The sequence below is a fragment of the Chryseobacterium ureilyticum genome (assembly GCF_900156735.1).
GTDB lineage: Bacteria > Bacteroidota > Bacteroidia > Flavobacteriales > Weeksellaceae > Chryseobacterium > Chryseobacterium ureilyticum.
In genome coordinates this window covers 431372-453772 of the sequence record NZ_FTOL01000001.1, presented here as the reverse complement: position 1 = coordinate 453772, position 22401 = coordinate 431372, and the positions used below count along the sequence as shown (strand labels likewise).

12 protein-coding genes are annotated in these 22401 nt (G+C 39.5%); 9 read left to right on the top strand and 3 right to left on the bottom strand.

Annotated elements, in window-relative coordinates; translation table 11 throughout:
• Positions 1 to 9 precede the first annotated feature (9 nt).
• Genes BW983_RS01855 through BW983_RS01815 form a run of 9 tightly spaced genes read left to right on the top strand, consistent with a single transcriptional unit; the run spans position 10 to position 20252 of the window.
• Positions 10 to 1899 carry a type I polyketide synthase gene (locus BW983_RS01855; protein WP_076549474.1) on the top strand — a complete coding sequence of 630 codons (1890 nt, stop codon included), beginning with the start codon at positions 10 to 12 and terminating at the stop codon, positions 1897 to 1899.
• Positions 1900 to 1946: 47 nt separating this feature from the next.
• On the top strand, positions 1947 to 7742 hold the full coding sequence (locus BW983_RS01850; protein WP_076549473.1) for a non-ribosomal peptide synthetase: 5796 nt from the start codon (positions 1947 to 1949) through the stop codon (positions 7740 to 7742).
• Positions 7743 to 7779: 37 nt separating this feature from the next.
• Positions 7780 to 8580, top strand: a complete 801-nt coding sequence (locus BW983_RS01845) for a thioesterase II family protein (RefSeq protein WP_076549471.1) — start codon at positions 7780 to 7782, stop codon at positions 8578 to 8580.
• Positions 8581 to 8594: 14 nt separating this feature from the next.
• Positions 8595 to 12167 (top strand): amino acid adenylation domain-containing protein, encoded by a 3573-nt coding sequence (locus BW983_RS01840; protein WP_076549470.1) that lies wholly within the window; start codon positions 8595 to 8597, stop codon positions 12165 to 12167.
• A 2-nt stretch (positions 12168 to 12169) separates the two neighbouring features.
• Positions 12170 to 13267 (top strand): saccharopine dehydrogenase NADP-binding domain-containing protein, encoded by a 1098-nt coding sequence (locus BW983_RS01835; protein WP_076549468.1) that lies wholly within the window; start codon positions 12170 to 12172, stop codon positions 13265 to 13267.
• A gap of 10 nt (positions 13268 to 13277) precedes the next feature.
• A complete protein-coding gene (locus BW983_RS01830; RefSeq protein WP_076549466.1) occupies positions 13278 to 14402 on the top strand; it encodes a Gfo/Idh/MocA family oxidoreductase in 1125 nt (374 codons plus the stop codon).
• A 23-nt stretch (positions 14403 to 14425) separates the two neighbouring features.
• Positions 14426 to 18838, top strand: coding sequence for a non-ribosomal peptide synthetase (locus tag BW983_RS01825; RefSeq protein ID WP_084184265.1), 4413 nt, complete (start codon positions 14426 to 14428; stop codon positions 18836 to 18838).
• Between the two features lie 12 nt (positions 18839 to 18850).
• Complete coding sequence (locus tag BW983_RS01820; RefSeq protein WP_076549464.1) at positions 18851 to 19528, top strand: HAD family hydrolase; 678 nt, start codon at positions 18851 to 18853, stop codon at positions 19526 to 19528.
• Between the two features lies 1 nt (position 19529).
• Complete coding sequence (locus BW983_RS01815; RefSeq protein WP_076549462.1) at positions 19530 to 20252, top strand: 4'-phosphopantetheinyl transferase family protein; 723 nt, start codon at positions 19530 to 19532, stop codon at positions 20250 to 20252.
• On the opposite strand, the gene BW983_RS24465 is transcribed toward BW983_RS01815, so the two are convergent.
• The 3 genes from BW983_RS24465 to BW983_RS01805 all read right to left on the bottom strand — a co-directional run bounded on the left by BW983_RS24465 (position 20226) and on the right by BW983_RS01805 (position 22349).
• Entirely contained in the window at positions 20226 to 20348 is a 123-nt protein-coding gene (locus tag BW983_RS24465; protein WP_262484581.1) for a hypothetical protein, read from the bottom strand. The genes BW983_RS01815 and BW983_RS24465 overlap by 27 nt on opposite strands.
• A gap of 73 nt (positions 20349 to 20421) precedes the next feature.
• Positions 20422 to 21333, bottom strand: a complete 912-nt coding sequence (locus BW983_RS01810) for a helix-turn-helix domain-containing protein (RefSeq protein ID WP_076550777.1) — start codon at positions 21331 to 21333, stop codon at positions 20422 to 20424.
• 80 nt (positions 21334 to 21413) lie between these two features.
• Positions 21414 to 22349 carry an NAD-dependent epimerase/dehydratase family protein gene (locus BW983_RS01805; RefSeq protein ID WP_076549460.1) on the bottom strand — a complete coding sequence of 312 codons (936 nt, stop codon included), beginning with the start codon at positions 22347 to 22349 and terminating at the stop codon, positions 21414 to 21416.
• Positions 22350 to 22401: the final 52 nt, after the last annotated feature.

Genomic DNA, 22401 nt, shown 5'->3' with positions numbered 1-22401 from the left:
CAGAATTCAATGGAAAACAATAACACAGATCGTTCAGATATTCTCAGAAAAGCTCTTGAGGAAATCAGACGATTGAAAAAACAAATAGAACAAAATCAGGATTCACTTTTTGAACCCATTGCTATCGTAGGAATGGCATGTAGGTTTCCAAAAGGAGCCAGCAGTCCCGCAAAATTCTGGAAAGCCCTTCAATCACAGGAAGACCTTATCGGTTCTATTCCCGAAAAGAGAGCAGAAAATACGTTAGGCGGAGCATGGGAAGGGAGTCCCTTTTTGAAAGAAGCCGGCTATCTCGAAGAAGATATTGAAGCTTTTGACCACCGTTTATTCCGTTTCTCCCCCAGAGAGGCTGAACGTACCGATCCACAGCAAAGATTATTTCTGAAAGTATGCTGGGAAGCATTAGAAAACGCAGGATACGCCCCTGATTCATTACGGGGAAGCAAAACAGGCGTCTACGCAGGCGTTATGCTCATGGAATATATGCAGCAGCTTGCCAGCGAAAGAAAATTGACCGCCCAGTTTGAGCCATATGATGTATCAGGAAACGGATTTTCATTTATGTCCGGCAGAGCCAGTTACTTCTTTGGCTTTCAGGGACCGGGAATTACAACGGATACAGCATGTTCATCATCACTGGTGAGTATTGATCAGGCTTGTAAGGGTTTATGGATGGGCGATTGCGACATGGCACTTGCCGGTGGAGTTAACCTCCTGCTTTTTCAGGAATCTACCGCTTTATTTTCTTCGCTGAACATCCTTTCCCCAGAATGCCGCAGCAAATCATTTGATGCGGAAGCCAATGGAACCGTTCGTGGTGAAGGATGCGGGGTTATAGTTCTTAAAAAGTTATCGGATGCATTGAAAGCGGGTGATCATATTCACGCCGTTATCAAAGCTTCAGGTGTTAATCAGGGTGGATTATCTTCTGGTCCTACCGTACCTCATGGTCCTTCACAGGAAATGTTACTGAAAGAAGTCTGGAAGAAAGCCGGCATCAGTGAAAATGGTCCCGATTATATTGAAGCTCATGGTACCGGTACCGAAATCGGTGATCCTATTGAGATGAATTCCATTATTCATTTGCTTCCTAAAGAAAGACAATCGCCAGTCTATGTGGGTACCGTTAAGTCCAATCTTGGTCATCTTGAAGCTGCTGCAGGAGTAGCAGGATTTATTAAGACCGTATTGGCACTGGAAAATAAAAAAGTTCCGGGAAATCTGCATTTCAATACGCCTTCTTCTCATATTAACTGGAATGAATCATGCATCGAAATTCCAACAAAAACCTTAGACTGGAATTCCTCAGGAAAGCCACGGACAGCAGCTGTCAGTTCCTTTGGCTTAAGTGGTACCAATGCCCATATCGTATTGGAAGAATATGAAAATCCAACCGTGAGTCCTGAAGAAAAGCCAGCGTATAATTCCCGCAAATGGCCGCTTCGGTTCAGTGCCAGAAATCAGTCCTGTATCAGAGATCAATGGATGGCTTTTACTTCTTTTTTAAAGGAAAACGAAAATCTGAATATGGCTGAACTATCCTACAGCCAAAATGTATCCAGAGCTGATTTTAAAGAGAAACAAGTCATTTGGGCAGCCGATAAAACTGAGATACTTCAGATTTTAGAAACAGCCCTTGCTGACGAATCAGACAGTATTCCTGTGAAAGGTCTTTGGAGAAACAGCAGTGAGATTCCTGAAATACCTGAGAAAAGTATGGATAGAGTTTCCTTCTCAGATACCCAGCACAATCCGGATCTGGAACAAAATGTTTTTGCGGATTGGATAAAAGGCAAAAAAACAGACTGGAAATCCTATTACAAAGGATGCAGCATACGAAAAGTGAATGTCCCGAATTATCAGTTCCGGGAAAAAGTATTCGGGTTGAAAACCACCTGATACTGAGCAACAATATTCAGAAAAAAGATAACATTTAAAACTATTTTGTGATAACTATAGAACAAGAATCTCCACAAGTAACACTGAACAGTGTGTCAGAAGCTTTTGAATATCTTCAAAAAAATCTGATGGAAGAATTAAAGCTCGATGAAGATGAGCTGGAAGAGCTTGAAAACGACGAAAACCTGTTTACCATAGGATTAGACTCCATTGCCATGGCTGATCTCACCGGTCGCTGGAAAAAAGAATTGGGAATAGAAGTAAGAAGTACAGATTTTCTGAGAGAACCCACATTACAAAGCTGGGCAGAATTTATTTTTGAACAAGTCAATGAACAGCAGATTGCTTCTTCTCAGGATACAACCTTGAATTTATATAAAAACGATGAAGATTCCAGATATGAACGTTTTAAACTCAGCGATATACAAAACGCTTATGTAGTAGGAAGAAATGCAGAACTACCCTGGGGCGGTATCAGCTGCTACGGATATTTCGAAATGAACACCAAAGATCTGGATACAAATGCCTTGCAGCTAGCCGTCAATGATCTGATCAAAAGGCACGAAATGCTCCGGGTAAGAGTTGATGAAAACGGTTTCCAGAAAATTCTTCCGGAAATGAACTATATCATTCCTCTCTACAGAATCAAAGCAGATCAGGACTTACAGGAACATCTGTCTGATATTCGGGAAGAGATGGAAAGCCAGATTATTCCTTTAGATCAGCCTTTATTTGACCTTCGGGTAAGTGAAATGGAGATGGGAGCATGGCGAATTCACTTCGGAATGGACTTTATTGCCAGTGATGCATTGAGTCTTCGCCTGTTCTGGAGAGATTTATCCCTTTTATATTCACAGCGATTAGAAAACTCTTCCTATAAAACACTTCTACCGGAAATCAAAGCTTCTTTCCGTGACTATCTTAAGTATATTGAATTAAGAAAAAAAACTGACCGATACGAAGAAGATAAAGCCTACTGGCAAAACAGGATGGACAGTTTATCTCCTCCACCCAAGTTGCCATTAAAAAAACAGATCAGTGCTTTTGGTCATGCGGCAAAAGAATTTACCCACTTTGAGCAAACCTTTAAAAAAGATCAATGGGAAAAATTCTGTAAACATGCTGCACAAAAGAAACTGACTCCTACAGCAGCTTTAATGGGTATTTTTTCAGAAGTTCTTTCTGCATGGGGAGCCGGACAACAATTTGGATTAATGCTTACCGTCTTTGAACGTGATCCTGTTCATCCGGATATTGATAAAGTCATCGGTGATTTTACCCATCTGTCACTCTTGAGCGTCAATTGTCTTAACCAAAGTGTAGAAGAAAATGCATTGGCACTGCAATGGCAAATGCAGGAAGATCTGGAACACAAAACCTATTCCGCCGTTGAAGTTGTGAAAGAGCTCAACCGTATCAACCCTTCTGCGGATCTGTTCTACCCTGTTGTATTTACCAGTGCTTTAGGCTTAAGCAAAGATGGAAATGATTTGGGTGATCCTGCCGTGTTTGGTGAAGTTGGATATTCCTCTTCTCAAACACCACAGGTTTGGCTGGATTCTCAGGTCATGACCAAAAACGGAGATATGGTAGTGGCGTGGGATGCCTTAAACACCATATTCCCGGAAGGTCTGATTGCCGCCATGTTTGAAACCTATACCCTATTGATTAAAAATGCAGTTGAGGAAACTTCTTTCTGGGAATCGACATTCAATGACCTGAGACCTAATGATCAAAGTGAAATTCAAAGATCAGTCAACCAGACTCAATATGATTATCCGGACCTTTTACTCCATGAGCAAATTCTGGAATATGCCCAAAAAGATCCTAACCGAGAAGCCATTGTCTTTAAAGATCAGACATACTCTTATAAAGAATTAATCAAAAAAGCCAATCATATTTCGGCATTGTTGCAGCAAAATCATATCGAAAAAGGAGCCAGAATTGTGGTTCAGATGCAAAAATCCTTTGAGTCTGTTGCTGTTATTCTCGGTATTGTTCAATATGGAGCTGCTTATATTCCGATGTCGCACAACAACCCTGAAGCCAGAACCCTTGAAATTATTCAGCAGGCAGACGCGCAAGGTTTTATCACGGATCAGGAATTTGAGATTAAGGAAATACCAACCAACCATTTCCTTCACCTTAAACATGCTGATATCACATGGGACCTTATTGATTTTAAACAACCTGAGATCCACTCGGGAGACACTGCTTATATCATTTTTACTTCCGGATCTACAGGGAAACCTAAAGGTGTCGTGATTACCCACGAAGCCGCTGTTAACACCATTCTAGATGTGAACAGACGCTTTGGGGTAACCGAAAATGATGCCGTGTTAGGATTATCAGCCTATAGCTTTGATTTATCGGTATATGATATCTTCGGAGTACTGGGAACAGGCGGAAAACTTATTGTTCCTACAGAAGAAGAGCGTATTGATCCTATCGCATGGAAATCACTTATTGCTCAACATCAGATTACCCTATGGAATTCTGTTCCGGCTTTATTCAATATTTTACTGGATGCTGTTTCAGAAAACAATGATATCACTTTAGAAAAAGTCTTTCTATCTGGTGACTGGATTCCGCTTTCTACTTTTGAAAGGATGAAAAAACTATTGCCAAAGGCTCATCTGGTAAGTATGGGTGGCGCTACAGAAGCATCCATCTGGTCGAATTATTATGAAGTAAAAGAGATTAAAGAAGACTGGACTTCCATTCCTTATGGTTATCCTCTATCCAACCAACAGTTTTATATCCTGGATGAATCAGGACGACCATGTCCGGCATTCGTAAAAGGAAAACTGCATATCGCTGGAAAAGGTCTCGCTTTGGAATATTGGGGACGTGAAGATTTAACGCAAAAAGCATTTTATGTACATCCTACGCTCAATATCAGATTGTATGACACCGGAGATTACGGACAATATATCGAGGATGGAATGATTGAATTCCTGGGAAGAAAAGATGATCAGCTGAAAATAAATGGATACCGTATTGAAATTGCAGAAATTCAAATGGCTTTTCAGCAATGTAATCCAGCCCTTGACCCTGTTATTGTGCCCATTGGTGAAAAAGCTGCCCATAAAAAGCTGGTGGCTTATGTGAAATCAGATACAGATACTTTTTCAGAACCTGAATTCAAAAAACAATTAGGAAAATACCTTCCACCCTATTTTATTCCAGACAGCATTATTGCTTTATCTCAATATCCTGTGACAGCCAATGGAAAAATTGATCGAAATAAACTGATCCAGCAGGCTACTGAACAAACCTCATCCCAATCCGGAAAACCTGATAACAGTAAAGAAACAGTAAAGACAAAAAACGGAAGCATCCATCCGGTACTGAAAGTCGTTCGGGAAGTATTTGATCTCCCGGAATTGAATGAACACGATCTCTTCGGTGAGCTTGGTGTTTCTTCCATGGATATTATCCGTCTTGCAAACCAACTGGAAACCCATTTCCTCGATCGTCCGACTGTAGGTGATATGGTTAGATTGAGTTCGGTTTCAGAGCTTATTGAGTATTATCTGGAAAAAAACATTCAGTTTGAAGCATTTGAAGAGGTCAACACGAATTCTGTTCCACCTCAGTTCCTTCTTTATACCGCTGAACAGATGAAATATCTTAATGAATTGCCATTCATTGATCATTTGGAACAAAGACAGTCTTACAAAAAGAGCCGTATCGCACAGCGTAAAGATCTGGGTACAGATCAAAGGATTTCATTAGCTAATGTCCAAACACCTGATGTATACAGCAAATGGAGAAAAAGCTATCGAAGTTTCATCAACAGAGCAGTTTCGTTTGAAGACTTTAAAGGGTATTTAAATCTTTGTTCCGCACAGGCTATGGATCAAAATACAAGGTTCAATTATGCTTCGTCGGGAGGAATATATCCTGTACAGATTTATGTAACTGTTTTTAAAGATAAAGTAGAACATATCAAAGAAGGTTATTATTATTTTGATCCGTACACTCAGGAACTGGTATTAATTTCCCATGACAATGTCATTTCACCAACGCAACTTAATTTTAATCATAATTGGCTGGATCAGGGAGCTTTTGCAATCCATATGATCGCAGATATGAAGGCTGTTTATCCTATTTATAATAAAGAGTCACTGCGATTCTCTATGCTGGAAGCCGGATTTATCTCTCAGCTGCTGGAAGCAGATGGTGTACATTATAATATCGGAGCCTGTCAACTGGGAGGGTATGATTTCGAACAGATCAGAACGAATTTCAATCTTTCTGTACAACACTTTTACCTGCATACCCTTATTGCCGGAGCGATCAAGTTTCAATCCGAAAAAGCAGCAATGCAAACAGATCTTGAATCTTTTGAGTGGCAAAAACATACGAATTCACTACAGTCTTTAATTAACAAATGTGAGCAAAAAGAGGTAAAACTTTGGGTGGAAGAAGACAAACTGAAGTTTAAAGCTCCTGAAGGTGCACTTTCCCCGGAACTGCTTGAACAATTAAAGTCAAACAAGACTTTTCTAATCGCTTATTTACAATCTGAAACCTTTAAGCTTCATCAAAAGCAATATGAACGATTTGATCTCACCCCTATACAGGCTGCGTTTTTAATGGGCAGAGACAATACTTTTGAATTGGGAAATGTAGGATCACACTATTACAGCGAACTGAAATGGCCCAACCTGGATGTTGATAAATTAGAAAAAGTAGTCAATCACGTTATCGGGCTGCATGATGCATTAAGAACAGTCATTTATGAAGATGGCACCCAAGCTGTTTTGCCACAACAGCCTTATTATCAGATTAAGATATCCGAAGAATTATCTGAAAACATCAGGGCTGAACGTTCCCATCATAAATATCCTTTGGGGCAATGGCCAATGTTCCATTTTGAAGTAAGCAATGTTAATTCTGCGGAAACCATTTTGCATTTAAGCGTTGATCTGCTTTTACTGGATGCCTGGAGCGCTGATCTTCTGATGAGGGAAATCATTAAAGCGTATCAGGGGCAGGAAGTAAAAAAACCGGGTTACACCGTTAAGCAATACATCACCGATGAAAAAAAATGGCACCTGGAACATCAGCAATTTATACAAAAAGCAGAAGACTATTGGGAATCCAAACTAAAAGATATTCCTGCCGGACCTGCATTACCGTTTAAAAAAGCACTTTCTGAAATTGAAAATCCACAATTCAGAAGATATACGTTTACCGTGTCTGATAAAGCGATTGAGGTATTAACTCAAAAAGCAGGACAATATAATTTAAGTGCTACAGCAGTATTTGCGACCATATTTTCAAAACTCCTGTCTCATTGGAGTGGTGGAAAGGCATTGACTTTAAATATGACGCTTTTCAATCGCTTAGGGCTTCATCCCGATATCAACGAAGTCATGGGTGACTTCACCAATGTCGCCTTAATCTCCTATTTCCCTGAAAATAAAGCCTCCTTTTTACAGGAAGCCACAACTATTCAGGAACAGATATGGCAGGCAGTGGAACACAGAGCTAAAAACGGATTAGAAGTATTACGTGCTTTAAATAAAAACAATCCCGGAAAAGCTGTAATGCCTGTTGTATACACCAGTTTGCTAAGCAGCGAGTCCGCAGATATGGAAAACAATTTCTTCCCTGAGGGAGTGAAAGAAGTATATGCGGTAAGCCAGACTCCACAGGTGGTTATTGACCATCAGATCTACCGCAGAGGAGATGAATACCTGATCAACTGGGATGTGGTGGAAGAAGCTTTTGACCTGCAACAGCTTGAAACAATAGTGGCTCTCTATGAAGCATGGGTACATCAAATAGTAGAAGCAGAAAACTGGGAGATTCAGCTGAGTACAAATTCATAAAAAACAAATTAAAACTACAGATTAAAACTAAAACTATATGAACATTTTACAAAGATGGTTTCCATTTAACCATAGAAAAATACAGGAAGAACAAGAAAACATAAACTCGTTCAGCCCTTCAGAAGAGCGTATTCAGATATTTTGTTTTCCTTCAGCCGGCAGTAGCGCCAGTTTGTACAGAACCTGGTGCAGCACCAACAATAATATGAGTGATATAGACTTCATTCCGGTGGAGATCCCTGGGCGTGGTAACCACATTACATCACCAGCCGCAGCCTCCATTGATGAACTGGTAGAAGCCTTTTTATCGGTTTTTCCAAAGGTGGTACGCTCGCCTTATATTATTTACGGACACAGTTTTGGTGCGGCAGTCGCCTTCCAGGTAGCTTATACTTTACAGGAAAGAGGTTTTCAACTCCCTGAAAAACTGATTGTAGCAGGACGCCATGCTCCTCATATGAAAGATCCAAATCCTATGAGCAGCGCCAGTACCGATGCAGAAATTATTGAAGAAATAAAAAAAATGGGCGGTACTCCGGATGTTATATTGAATCATCCAGAAATGTTACAGTTTACCCTTTCCCAACTAAGAGGAGATCTACGCACCCACGAATCCTTACAATACACAGGACAAAAACTTCAGATCCCTATTGAAGCCCATTGTGCAACACAGGACGATGCGACCAAAGAAATCATGGAGTACTGGAAAGAAGTGACTACAGATGAATTTCACATCAAAGAATTTGAAGGACACCACTTTTTTATTCAGGCATTGGGTGACACCTATCTGAATTCCCTGCTGGATACCATTACCAAAACAAGAAAATCACTCTCTTAAATTACTTCTCACTCATGACAACAGATTCAATTCATTATAAAACAACAACCCAGATCATCCATGACGGGTGGTGGCATATGGAAAAAATTCATATTTCCCCCGAAACATGGAAAGCTGTTCAGGAGCAATCGAATAAAAATCATCTAAAGCCTGAAATCCTATTGGCTTTTACAGCGGCACTTTCTTTAAAAACCTGGCTTGATCTAGCAGATCAGGATGCAGATGAACAACTCAATATCATCAGTAAAAATGATTTCTCATCCCTCTTGCTCAATCCTGTTCCTGAAAATATGATATGGAATCAAAGCTTCCTGAAATATTGTACGGATTTGAATGATTCTCTGGCTTCAGATCCCAATACATCGGCAGATTTGTTAACCAATGGATGTTCAGTGATTCTTCACCACGATTCATCAGATTTTAAGATTCCAATAATAACTTCTTCTGTTCTGATCACCATAACCATTGCTGAAGATGTACAAATCGAATGGTATGCTAAACCTGAATTTTTAAGTCAAGAAAGACTAAAATCTCTTGCCAACACCCACAAATATTTACTGGACTGGTCTTCCCAAGAGAACTGGGAACAATCTTTACCAGATCTTTTGTGTGAACAGGAAAGAACCGTGAGAAATGAAGTCAATCAAACCGAAACAGAAATTCAACCGGAACTTATTCATCAGGCTTTTTTCCAACATGCTTTACAAAATCCGGGAGATATTGCCCTTTATTGGGAGGATGACCAATCTGCCCAAATGAGCTATGGAGAACTGGCTGATAACTCATTAAAGCTATCACGTATTTTGGCTGATAACGGCGCTCAATCAGATAGCCGGGTGGCTGTTGTCTTACCTAAAGGACCCTCTCAAATTATTGCGGTGATGGGAATTTTAGGAAGCGGTGCGTTGTATATTCCGGTTGGGGTGGATCAACCTGCAGGTCGACAAGAAAAGATCTTTAAAAAGGCGCAAGTACAATTTATCGTTACAGATTCTTCAACCCTTTCTGATTTTCCTCATCTTAAAAATTTAGCACAGGAACAACACATCACCATCATCAATCTGGATGAAATCTCGGAGATAAATCCTTTAGAAGCCCCTGTCAATTCAAATGCAGATCAGCTGGCTTATATTATTTTCACTTCTGGATCCACAGGAGAGCCCAAAGGAGTGGAAATCACCCATGCCGCTGCGTGGAATACGATTCAGGATATCAACACAAAGTTTAACGTCACTGCTTCAGATCGTGCTTTAGCCATATCTGCTCTGGATTTTGACCTGTCTGTTTATGATATTTTTGGATTGCTGGCAGTAGGTGGATCTTTGGTGCTGATTCGTGAGGAAGAACGAAAAGAAGCTTCTCTTTGGATTAATTTGGTTGAAAAATATAAAGTAACAGTTTGGAATTCAGTTCCTGCACTTTTTGATATGCTGCTTTTAAGCTCATCAGCAGAAAACAATTTGTCAAGCCTTCGTTTGGTGTTGGTATCAGGAGATTGGGTAGGATTAGATTTAAAAGAGAGAATGCAGGAGAGGTCAGAAAACGGTCAGCTTATCGCTTTGGGTGGTGCTACCGAAGCCTCTATCTGGTCCAATTTCTTCCCCGTGAACGAAATTCAGCCTAACTGGAAATCAATTCCCTACGGAAAACCTCTTTCTAACCAAAAATACAGAGTGGTTAATTATTTGGGCATGGATTGTCCTGATGGTGTTACCGGAGAATTATGGATTGGCGGAAAAGGAGTCGCTTTTGGATATACCAACAACGAGGAACTTACCCATAGCCGTTTTGTGACTGTTGATGGGGAAAGATGGTACCGCACAGGTGATCTCGGACGCTATTGGAATGATGGTAATCTGGAGTTTTTAGGTCGTATTGATCATCAGGTAAAAGTAAACGGTTTCAGAATCGAATTGGGAGAAATTGAGTCTGCTCTGAAAACTTTTCCGGGAATAGCTCAGGCTACAGCAGCGGTAGTTTCCATTAACAAATCTGCCCATTTAATAGCAGGAATTGTTGGAGAACAAATGGTTGCTGTTGATGAAACAGATGATAATCCGCTTACAACTCCCTCTCCTACTGCCAAAGCTGAATATGAACGTCAAAAGCAGGTTGTTGCTCATTTCCTTTATGAATTATTAGATCTATCAAACCATACAATAAAAGGCCATGTTAATGATTCAGATCACATACTTCCAAAACAACCATTACCGATTCAGATCAAACAATTAAAATCTGAATTGATTAAAGAAACAGGTATTGCTGCTGAGCAGGTTCCGGTACTTGATATGTGGCTAAACTGGCTGTATCAGGAAAATATGGTAGCGGAAAAAGAAGGTCAGCTTCTATTCACTGAAGTAAATCCCATTGAATCTGATGACGCTTTCCTGAACACGTTCAAAGAAAAGCTCGATGAACGAAAGCCATTGCTTCGTCAGATTCTTTCCAATACTGTTCCTGCTGTGTCTTTACTTGATGATGAGCTTTTATCTCCTGAAATATTAAGTACCCACGATAAAAGTACCCTAAAAGCAATTGAATCTATTGCTGAAAAAATCAATCACGTAGCCCAACAATCGAAAAAAACATTGAAAGTAGCCATTCTGGGTGGACGTACTGGAGTTTTAACAGAAAAACTACTTCATGCCACTGAAGGAAATACCATTGAATATTCAGTAATAGATGAAGGTCGTGCTATGGTTCGCAGCTGCACCGACAGATTGTCTAAAGCAGGCTATCAGGTCAACGGAATTGAACTGAAAAACAATCAGGTGCCTGAGGAATACGGGTATCATTTTGATTTTGTGGTGGCTATCAATACGCTTCATCGTTTCCCTCAACCCGATCAGGGAATATTTATCAGTAATCTGCTTTTAAATAACGGGGGGAGACTTTTAGCTGCTGAAGCCGGATTATTAATGCCCATTGCTCTTGTCAGTTCGGGAGTTATTGATCGTGGATTCCAGCACTTTGATCTTCAGCGCAGGGAAATATTCAGTCCGATGTTAAATAAGGCATCCTGGAAGAATTATTTCCTGAAAACAGGCTTTACCAAGGTACTTGCCGAAGAAATAGAGGATTCTTTCTCCATTGTATATGATACATATTGTCCGGAAAACCGTCCTCAATTAAAGGAAACGCAGATCCTTTCTTACATTCAGACATTGCTTCCTCCTCACATGCTGCCCGAAAAATTGGTTATTCTTCCATGGATGCCATTGAGTGCCAATGGAAAAATAGACCGAAAATCATTTACCGAACTGGTAAAAAACATGATAGAAGCAGATGTTCGGAAAAGTACGGAAGATTTTGAAAAGCCAGCCAGTGAAATGGAAGAAGGTATTGCTGATATCTGGAAAGAACTTCTTGCACTGGAAGCCGTAGGAAGAAACGATGTATTCTTTGAAATTGGTGGTGATAGTTTATCAGCTACCCGTTTTCTGACAGAAGTAAAGAAACAGTTTGAAGTGAATCTTTCCCTGAGAGAATTATTCGGAGCGACTTTAAAAGATGTTGCCGCTAAAGTTCAAGTAGAACACGTAAGGCTGCAACAGGAATTGGAAACCATGGAAATAGGAGAAATTTAATTATGATAGGAATTATAGGAGGATACGGAGAAGTAGGTCATCATGCCTGCCTTACCCTACAACAATATGGCATTGGTCCGTTAAAAATAGGAGGACGTAATCCCGAGAAAGGAAAAGCAAAACAGTCTGATGTATTACCCGGAGCAATCTGGGAGCTGGTAGATGTAGAAGATGACGAAAGTATTGCCCGTTTTATTGCCGGCTGTGATCTTATCCTGAACTGCGCTGCCCCATCTCACCGCTATTCAAGGCGTATTGCCAAAATATGTTTGCAGCATCATGTCAATATGGTAGATGCAGGAATAGATAATGATTACCACAGCAATCCACTCGAAACCGGAGACAACATCATTGTATATGCTGCCGGAGCCACGCCTGGATTTTCAGGATTATTTCCGGTATGGTTCGGTCAGCAGTTTGATAAAGTTCATTCACTGCTTAGCTATTATGGAACTTCAGGACAGCTTTCAAAGGCTGGTGCGGAAGATTATCTGGAAGGCTCATTACATTCCAACAACGTTCCCCGTGCTGCATGGAGAAAAGGTATCGTTCCCAATGTTTTATTCCGAAAAAGCGGGGTTGAAATTCCCTTTTTCCCGGGAGAAGTCACTTTATTTCCCCTATTCGATGATGAAACGCAGCTGGTAGCCCAAAGACTTGAACTGGAAAACGGAGAATGGTACGCTGCTGTGGAAGGCGAAAAATCAATTGCAGCTCTTGACAGTGCCAGCTTTGAGTACAAAGCAAACCCAAAAACTATGATTGAAAAACTATGCTTTGCCGTAGAAATGGATACGCTTGGAAGAAGTCCCTATTTTATTCTCATGGTTCAACTGACCGGAGAATCAGAAAGTCAGGAAAAAACACAAACCGCCGTGTATGAAGTGGGCAAAATCATTCCTTTCTGTGGAAAAATAGCTGCGATCATCGTAAAAGCAGTATTGGACGGCAAACTAAAACCCGGGCTGCATCACACAGCTTCCATCAAAGATATTGATTATGTCATGGATCATCTGGAAAAAACAGATTCAAATCATACCATTCAAATCATTGACCATTCGATTGAAGAACTATCCGTTGAGGAAGAAGGAACATTATAAAAACTAAAAAATGAATACGATCAAAAAATATACATCAGGAAAAATAAGAACAGTCGTCATTGGCTCTACTTTCGGACAGTTTTATCTGGAAGCCCTCAGTACTCTGTCTGAAGATTTTGAGATCAAAGCCCTGATTGCAAGCGGCAGTGAACGATCAAAAAAATGTGCAGAAGCTTACGGAATCCCTCTTTTGAACAATATCACAGAAATCAACCCGGATGAGGTTGACTTGGCATGTATCATTCTCCGCTCAGGTGTTATGGGCGGGAAAGGAACCGAATTCGCCCTTTACTGCATGGAAAAAGGAATCCATGTGATACAGGAACATCCCATTCATCACAACGATCTCGCCACCTGTTTACGGGCAGCTAAATCAAACCATGTACACTTCATTACAGGGAACCTTTACGTTCATCTGCCGGCTTTTAAACGGTTTGCTGAGGTAGCTCAACATCTTTTTGAAACGAAAAAGGTGGCTTATATCGATATTGCATTAGCCACTCAGGTATCATTTCCTCTCGTTCAGATGATGATTGAATTACTTCCCAATCCAAGACCTTTAAACATCCATCATGTTTTAAAAGATTCCGGACCATTTCAGGTGCTTACAGGCGAATGGGGAGGTCTGCCTCTTACTCTTCGTGCCCATAATGAAGTTAATCCCAACGATCCTGATAACCATCAGCATTTACTGCATACCATTTCTCTCGGGTGCTCCGGAGGTACTTTATCTCTAACCGATACACACGGACCTGTTGTCTGGAAAGCCCAGCTTCATATTCCGCATAACGAATTGCTGAGAAATGTTTCTGCGGGAAATCACCTGAATGAAAAAAGTACCATGGTTTTAGGACCGGAATTCCCGCCTACTTATCAGGAAATTCTTCAGAAACAATGGCCAAGAGCTATTGGAAAGGACCTGCTCTCCATAAAAAGCTTTATCACAGGTGAAAAGAAACCGGAGCAGAGAGCTCATCTGGAATTACTATGTACCCGATTATGGCACGATCTGACCCACGCTTTAGGATCTCCGACATTAAGACCGGACGCATCGTATGAACAGATTGAAATCAACAAACTGATAGAACTTGCGAATAATATTCCAGCAGAACCGGAAGAAGTAAGTATCTCTTAACCCGTTCCTAGAATCAAAATAATATGAATAACCCTATGACAACCTCTATAGAATCCGTTGATGTTCAGGAGCTGATGAACACCATGCAAAAAAAGAAAATTCAGCTTTGGACTGAAGACGGAAAATTAAAATTCAAAGCTCCGAAAGGAGTAATGGACCCGAGTGATCTTGAACTTCTCAAAGAAAATAAAACTCAAATCGTAAACTTTCTGGAGTCTGAAAATAAGACCATTACCATTCAGAATGACCTACCAAACCGCTATAGACCATTTCCCCTTACTGATGTACAGTCAGCATATCTTCTGGGAAGAAATCCAGGATTCAGATACGGAGGAGTAGCCTGCCATCTTTATATGGAATTAAAATACAATGTATTAGACCATGAGCTTGTAGAAAACATATGGAACAGGTTGGTTCAAAGGCATGAAATGTTAAGAGCAACCGTAAGCAATCAAGGTTTTCAGAGCATTCAGCAGGAAACCCCACGCTTCAAAGTAAGCTATAAGGATGTTTCTTCATTAGCAGCCCAGGAACAGGTTTCTGCTCTTGAAGAAGTACGTGACCGCATGAGCCATAGGGTGTATGATACTGAGCAATGGCCATTATTTGATATTGCGGTAACGACAACACAGCCGAAACAGAAAAAAGAATCTGTTCTTCATTTCTCCATGGAATTTCTGATTGCAGACTGGATCAGCATGTGGATGTTGATGGCAGAATTTGAAAAACTATATTTCAATCCTGACACCCAGCTTACCCCATTAAGCCTTAGTTTCAGAGATTATGCCATCGCAGAAAGAGGAATACGCGAAACGTCGGCTTATGCCAAAGACCGAAACTATTGGCTGAACCGTGTGGAAACATTACCGGCAGGTCCTACTCTTCCTGTATCCCGCAGAGAAAACACCTCCTCCAATCACTTTACCAGGAACAGTACACTTATTGAAAGAAAGAAGTGGGAAAACTTTAAAACAATAGCCAATTCTCATGGGATCACTCCTACTTCAGCAGTAGCCACCGTCTATGCTTCCGTATTGGAACGCTGGAGTGAAACAGCTCATTTCTGCCTTAATCTTACAGTACTGAACCGTATGCCTCTTCACCCTGAAGTCCATCAGATTGTGGGTGACTTTACTTCTGTAAGCTTGCTCGAGGTGGATTACAGGGAACCAAAAATCTTCAGTGAGATGGCAAAGAATATGAATATTCAGCTGTTTGACGATTTGGATCACCCATTGTTTACAGGTGTTGAGGTACTTCGTGAAATGACTAAAAAACAACAGAACGGAAGAGTCCTTTTACCCGTTGTACTTACGAGTGCCATCGGATTGCTTGATACCGGTGATGATGCCGGATTAAAAGGACAAATCGGTGATTATAATATCAGCCAGACCCCACAGGTATTCATTGACTGCCAGGTGGTGGATACAGCACAAGGACTTTCTGTTAACTGGGATACCCGCGATGGTATTTTCCCGGAACATATGATCAACGATATGTTTTCAACCTTTGAAACCCTTCTCAACGAACTGTCAGATCATCCCGAATCATGGCATAAAAAAGAACTGGTTTCGTTACCTGTAAGACATCAACAGGAAAGAGATCAACTGAATCATGAGGCTGCAACACTACCGGAAGCATTACTCCATGAACCTATCCTCAAAAACTTCAAAACATTTGCTGATAAAACAGCCATCATTGATCAATATGGTTCGTTTACCTATAAAGATATAGAACAAAAAGCAGCTACTATCGCCTTACAATTAAAAAAACTGGGCTGTAAAGAACAGGATAAGGTAGCTATTACCCTTCCCAAATCTCATCATCAGGTAGCTTCGGTATTGGCAGTACTTGCATTAGGTGGTGTGTATGTTCCTATAGACCTCAACCAACCTATTGATAGACGAACTAAAATTATTAAAAATGCAGATATTAAATATGTTCTGACTTCCGAAGAAATCAATCAGCAAGGATATGGAGTAGAAAACGCTGTACATATTATTACTGTAGATTCTTTACAAGATTATAAAGAAACCAACCTTGAAGAAATTTCTGAAAGCATCAGACAGGATTGCAATGTCCCGGCTTATGTAATCTATACCTCAGGGTCTACGGGTGAACCTAAGGGTGTGGTCATCTCCCATTTAGGAGCAGTGAACACGATTGAAGATATCAACAGACGCTTTAATATTAATGAAAAAGACAGCGTTCTTGCTTTATCACAACTCGGTTTTGATTTATCTGTGTATGATATCTTCGGACTGCTCGGACTTGGCGGAACTATTGTCTACCCTCACCCGGACCGTCAACGTGATCCTTCCCACTGGCTGGAATTGATGCAAAACCACCAGACAACAGTTTGGAACACTGCCCCAGCCCTTATGCAGATGTTTGTCAATTTCCTTGAAACGGAGAAACAGGAGGTCAGCGCTTCTTTAAGGTATTTCAGAATTGCTTTATTATCAGGAGACTGGATTCCTTTAAACCTTCCTGATACTTTGAAGCAGTTGGTTCCTTCGGTACAGCTTATCAGCCTTGGTGGAGCTACGGAAGCTTCTATCTGGTCTAATTTCCATATTTATAAAGGGTTACAGTCGGATTGGAACAGTATACCCTATGGCAGACCACTTTCCAACCAGGGTTTCCGTATTCTGGATGAACAATTGAGAGATTGCCCGGAATGGAAATCAGGAGATTTATTTATCACAGGTTCCGGACTTGCCTTGGAATATTTCAATGATCCTGAACTTACGAATGAACGTTTCTTTTCACATACTTCTGATGGTGAAAGAATGTACAAAACCGGAGATCTGGGCAGATATATGCCTGGAGGTGAAATTGAATTTTTAGGAAGAAGAGACAAACAGGTCAAAATAAGAGGTCACCGTATTGAATTAGGTGAAATTGAATCTGCATTAACCTTACATACTGATGTTTCCAATGCAGTAGTAATTGCAAAAACTCATACTGAAAACAATAAAATAAAAACCTTATTTGGGTTTATCGTTCCTTCAGGAAATCAATCTGAAACCGATGTTAGTTCCGAAATACTTCAGTTTCTAGGCAAAAAAGTACCTGCTTATATGGTTCCTTCCCATATTCAGGTCATTGACAAAATTCCGGTGACCGTCAATGGTAAAGTGGATATCAAAAAGTTGGAGGAACTGTGCATTATCGACACCGGCAAAACCACTTCAGACAGCCAGGATTTTAAGGATGAACTTGAAAAAACGATCCATGATCTATGGGCTGCTTCCCTTGGTATTGACCATATTAACATTCATCAGAACCTTAATGATTTTGGTGCCGATTCTCTGATATCAGCGCAGATGGCTGGAAAACTACGTGATATTTTTGCTGAAAAAGGACAAAACAATATGACTTTTGATCTTATTCTAAGACAGATCCTTACCGCTCCTACCATTGCAGATCTTGCAGACTTCTTCCGCGAACAGTCTCAAAATACAGAAGTTCAGAAGAAAGTGAAGGAAACTAAAAAGACTACCCGTATCGGAACGCTTACCCATTTTGGAGGAAATACAGCGGAAGTACATCGTATTATTCTTCATGCCGGAGGGGGAACGCTTGAAAGGTATAAACATCTGATCCGTGAAATGGTGAATCAGAATTCCGGAGCGGTATATGGAGTTTCAGTTGGAGATTTTGATGCTTATTGTGCGATAGAAAGTGATCAACTGGTGGAGCGTATTGCAGATGATTATTGTTCTTCCATTATTGAAAATGGGGCAAAAAAGGTACAACTTATCGGCTATTCCATTGGAAGTATGATTGCTGTGGAAATGGCAAGAAGACTGAGTGAAAAAGGAATTGAAGTCATTGATCTTTGTATTATAGATGCCATTCGTGTTCCGTTCAAAGTATATGATGATCTTTTTGTAGAATTCCGTTTCCTGCCGAATTTAGGAATTACTCCTGCGGATGCCGGTTTTGGAGAGATGAACGGAAAACTTTTCATGGATTGGGTAACCCATACATTACAGGAAAATAAAAATGAGCTTCCGGAAGGGGCTATTTTCAATTTCCAAGGCAGCAAGGAATTGGTGCAGGTAAGTTCAGTTTTCAACAATATGAAAGCAGTCAGTCAATCCGAGAGATTTGATGCTTATCTTGATGCGATGAAACGCTTATCCGGACGTGAAATGCCAAAAGAATTGTTGGAAAGAACCTATGGTACGTTTGCCCAAAACTTTAAGGCTTCCCGATTTGTTTCTCCGCCTTATTTTGGGGACATCCGATATTTTAAAGCCAAAGATCAGCGTACCACAACGGCTACGGGAATCAATGATGATATTGTTGAATTATGGTCTGAAATCAGTCTTGGAAAACTTCATCTCACAGACATTGAAGGGGACCATTTGGGTTGTGTGGGCGAAGAATATGCTCCTAAGTTGGCAGGTTATTTAGGTCAAATTTAAAATCAGTAAAAAATGAAAAATTTACCAGATAATTTACAAGCCGCTTATTTTGATGTGGATGGTACATTAGCCAAAAGCAATATTGTAGAACCCCTGCTGTATATAAAAAAACAAAGCATGTCGCCTTTCAGATACCGTTTCTGGAAGGCTATGCTTCCCATTCGTTTTGTGTACTGGACGATACTTGATAAAATCAGCCGTGAAAAGTCAGCAGCTTCCATCTACCGACAGTATAAAGGTATTACCATAGAAAAAATGAATGTATTAAAAGTTCAATGTTATCAGGAAAAATACAGAAAAAAAATTTTCCCGAATGCGCTTGATACTATTAATTTATTAAAAGAGCAAGGCGTTCCGATTGTTTTAGTATCCGGCTCTTTAGATATCTTTTTACAACCTTTGGCAGAAGAATTGGGTACAGAATTACTTGCATCCCGTTTGGAATCTAAAAACGGAATCTATACAGGAAATCTTGAAGGCATTGCTGTTACCGGAAAACAAAAAGTTATTTTGATCAATAAACATGCTCATCAAAACCAGCTTGATTTGGGAAAGTGTGCATCTTTCGGAGATTCGAGTGATGATATTCCTATGCTGAGTTCTGTAAAATATCCTTTCGTTATCAACCCTGACAAAAGATTGGAAGTATTTGCTCAAAAAAACAATTGGAAGTCCTTAATCTGGTCATGATATGTATATCTACTGTGTACAAATTAACCAAGCTTTAGATGAAACTCCATTTCAGGAAATAATACGGTATATTTCTCCTGAAAAAAAAGTAAAAATCCAACGATTTCGGAAACCTATTGATGCGATGAGGTCTTTACTGGGAGATCTGATTATACGATATATTTTATGTAAACATTATGGTTTTCATAATGATGAAATACAATATGGCTATCTGGAATTTGGTAAACCTTACCTTGTGCAGCATCCGAATATTCATTTTAATATATCTCATTCCGGCGATTGGATTGTTGGTGTAGTTTCAAACGATTTAGTGGGAATTGATATTGAAAAAGTAACCCATATGAAGGAGAATCTTTCTTCAATGGTTTTAACAGATAATGAAAACAAAAAACTTCAGGCACTTAATGAATCGGAAAGAAATTTATCTTTTTTCGAATTATGGACTCTGAAAGAAAGCTATGTAAAATCCACAGGATCAGGTTTATCTGAAGGATTGCATACTTTGGAAATTTCAATGAACAACGGCATCATCCGTATGAAAAAAAATGAACAACCTATTCATGCTTATTTTGAAATATTGGACTCTATAGAAGGTTATAAATTTTCATTATGCTCTCTTTCTCAAAGTATGGATCGAAAAATCAAGCTATTTTCATATCATGAATTTAAGGAAGAGATAATAGGTTTTTTAGAGACTTCAAGTATCAGAAGCAGTAAATTTTGAATATGTAAGTTCGCTTAGCCACAAGCCTGTTTTCAGATGTCCGCTTGCATACATTCCTACATTGGTGACAATGATTAAGATCTTCAATGTGCTCATATTTAAAATTTTAAAGCTTTGCTTCTAAGGTATTTCTTAATAATTTTTTTGAGGCTTTGAGGGCTCAAATAATTTAGTTAAACGTAGCTCTGAACTCTAATGGTGAAACAGAAGTACGGTTTTTAAATAAACGATGGAAAGACTGTGGATGCTCGAATCCTAAATGATAAGCAATTTCAGATACGGACATTTCAGTTGTGGACAGCAATTCTTTTGCTTTTTCTATCAATCTGTTCTGAACGTGCTGCTGCGTAGTCTGCCCTGTTTGTACCCGAAGCATATCACTCAGATAATTGGCACTCAGGTTCAGTTGTTCTGCAATAAAGTGAACGGTAGGAATCCCGTTAATAATCAGTTGATCATTTTTAAAATAATCATCCAGCAAACTTTCCAGCCTTGAAAGAAGATCATTATTAACCTTTTTTCTGGTTAAAAACTGACGGTTATAAAAACGATCACAATATTTCAGTAACAGATCAAGATTAGACACCAATAAATCCTGGGTAAAAGAATCCATATTCGCTTCTATTTCCTGTTCTATATTTTCAATGATATCCATAATGGATTTCTCTTCTTTTTCAGAAAGATGCAGAGCTTCGTTTGTCGCATAAGAGAAAAAGCCATAATCCTTAACTATGGATGCTAAAGGATAGCCCTGAAGAAAATCAGGATGCACAACCAATACAAATCCTTTGACGCTATTCAGCAATATATCCTCAAACCGTAATACCTGATGAGGTGCAATAAAGTACATGATTCCTTCATCAAAATCATAATACTGCTGTCCGTATTTACATTTTCCTCCGGCGCAGTCTTTTTTAAGAGCTATAACATAAAAATCCGTTATAATGGAACTTAAAATAGTTTCCGGTTCCAGTTTCACATCATCAAAACTGAACATGCTGATCAGAGGATTGGATGTTTTTTTCAATCCTAAAGATTTATGCAAAGCACTTATTGATGAAACTTTGATAGGAGTTTTCATAATTTTCTCTTTTTTTTCCACTAAAATCTATGTGGTTTAAAATAAAACAGCTAGTAATCATCACTAAGTTACAGTTTTTATTATTTTCCTAAAAACTGTTCATCTTTAATCTGATGAATACCCTCTTTATAAGTGGTCACTTGGAACTCAGGAAATCTGTTTCTGAATTTTGAATCATCAAATATATTATCGTGTTCATATCTTGGAAGCAATTCCAACAGTTCTTTTACCCGTTGATTAAATAAAGAACCTATCTTAAAGAAAAACTTAGGAATCACGGAATATTTCAGATCTTTACCATAAATATCGGAAGCTATTCTTATGAATTCATGATATGTGGGATGGCTTTTATCAACGGGGAGATGCCAGGTTTGTCCGTATGCATCAGGTGTATTTCCAATTAACGCTGTCGCGCGGCTTGCATCCGGTGTCCAGATCAGACTTCTTTTTTTACGATCACTCAAAGGAACTTTAAGTTTTTTTCCTGCTTTAATATTGTTAAAAACCAAAGTATTGGTAATGCTCTGTGTTTTCCCAGGACCATAAAATTCAGGAGCACGACAAATTACGGCTTCTAATTCTCCTGATTCTATTTCCTTCAAAACCATTTCTGCCATATTCCTTCTTATTCTACCCTTTCTTCCTACCGGATCAAATATTGTTTTTTCTGTTAAAACCCTATCATCCTGCGGATACATATACGTGTTATCAAAGAACACCAATTTTGTCCCATTGATTTTACATGCCTCAATTACATTTCGGAGTATAAGCGGGAACTGTTTTTCCCAAAGATCTGAACTTATTGGAAGTCCTAAAGTGAAATAAGCAATCTTACTACCCTTTACAGCTTCAATAGCTTTTTCACGAATCGATAAATCTGCTGAAAACACTTCATCTGTGTCATTCACTTTTTGAGCATTTCTACTGACAATACGAATATCTGATGTAAAATTTCGTTTTAATTCTCTTGCCAGTTCTTCGCCAATCTGCCCGTTGGCTCCTAATATTGTTTGCATATTATTTTATTTTTATTAAAAAATCATCATGTTATTTTAATATGACAAAGTT

Coding starts and splice junctions, on each gene's coding strand:
- BW983_RS01845 (WP_076549471.1), top strand. CDS start 7,780: ATGAACATTTTACAAAGATGGTTTCCATTTAACCATAGAAAAATACAG.
- BW983_RS01840 (WP_076549470.1), top strand. CDS start 8,595: ATGACAACAGATTCAATTCATTATAAAACAACAACCCAGATCATCCAT.
- BW983_RS01855 (WP_076549474.1), top strand. CDS start 10: ATGGAAAACAATAACACAGATCGTTCAGATATTCTCAGAAAAGCTCTT.
- BW983_RS24465 (WP_262484581.1), bottom strand. CDS start 20,348: ATGAGCACATTGAAGATCTTAATCATTGTCACCAATGTAGGAATGTAT.
- BW983_RS01825 (WP_084184265.1), top strand. CDS start 14,426: ATGAATAACCCTATGACAACCTCTATAGAATCCGTTGATGTTCAGGAG.
- BW983_RS01835 (WP_076549468.1), top strand. CDS start 12,170: ATGATAGGAATTATAGGAGGATACGGAGAAGTAGGTCATCATGCCTGC.
- BW983_RS01805 (WP_076549460.1), bottom strand. CDS start 22,349: ATGCAAACAATATTAGGAGCCAACGGGCAGATTGGCGAAGAACTGGCA.
- BW983_RS01815 (WP_076549462.1), top strand. CDS start 19,530: ATGTATATCTACTGTGTACAAATTAACCAAGCTTTAGATGAAACTCCA.
- BW983_RS01830 (WP_076549466.1), top strand. CDS start 13,278: ATGAATACGATCAAAAAATATACATCAGGAAAAATAAGAACAGTCGTC.
- BW983_RS01810 (WP_076550777.1), bottom strand. CDS start 21,333: ATGAAAACTCCTATCAAAGTTTCATCAATAAGTGCTTTGCATAAATCT.
- BW983_RS01820 (WP_076549464.1), top strand. CDS start 18,851: ATGAAAAATTTACCAGATAATTTACAAGCCGCTTATTTTGATGTGGAT.